We start from the raw sequence: 611 nt of genomic DNA, 5'->3' as shown, positions 1-611 counted from the left end.
ATAGAACGAGAACGACGCAGACGCAATACCGCCCAGCGCCGGGCCAGCCAGCAGCACCGAGGTCGGCGCGATGGTCGTCGCCGCGCCCCATACCTGGCTGTGGCCGCTGTCCGTATACAGGTTGTAGTTCATGCGGAAAGCGCCGGCCCCCAGCGCCCGCGCGGCCACCGACGGACTGGTATTGCCCACGCCGGCGGAAAAGCACAGGCGCGCGCCCAGCGCCAGGGCGGTGAAGTTGCACGTCACCGTGACCGTATTGCTGTCGGCGAACGTATCGGCGGGCAACAAGGGATTGACCGTGCCGAAATTGACCGTGCTGACCGTGCCGGCCCCGAGCGAACATGTGGTCGCCTGTGCGTCCACCGACCACCCCAGCCCCAGCAAGGCCCCCACCCAGAACAACGCGGACTTCATTGGCCAGGCTCCTTCAACGGTTGGCACACGAACGGCCCCAAGGTCGGCAACGGCCGCGCGGGATCATGCTGATACGGAAACTCCACCACGCAGGACACCCCGCCGCCCTTGATACGCAAGTGGTTCTCCGCTTTGAGGTCTTCGACAAACGCAATGCCGTCGTATCCCACTACCGACTGCTTGCCGCTTTCCACATG

2 protein-coding genes are annotated in these 611 nt (G+C 65.1%); both read right to left on the bottom strand.

Annotated features, from left to right (window positions below):
- Positions 1-414: spore coat protein U domain-containing protein (locus tag ABD990_RS34160; RefSeq protein ID WP_345384942.1), on the bottom strand; the 414-nt coding region annotated here is incomplete at its 3' end.
- Positions 411-611, bottom strand: a 201-nt coding sequence (locus tag ABD990_RS34155; protein WP_345384941.1) for a hypothetical protein, incomplete at its 5' end; no start/stop codon positions are given. The genes ABD990_RS34155 and ABD990_RS34160, both read right to left, overlap by 4 nt.

The sequence above is a fragment of the Pseudonocardia yuanmonensis genome, from assembly GCF_039542425.1.
In the GTDB taxonomy this organism is placed as follows: Bacteria; Actinomycetota; Actinomycetes; order Mycobacteriales; family Pseudonocardiaceae; genus Pseudonocardia; species Pseudonocardia yuanmonensis.
This window is presented reverse-complemented; position numbering and strand designations above follow the sequence as displayed.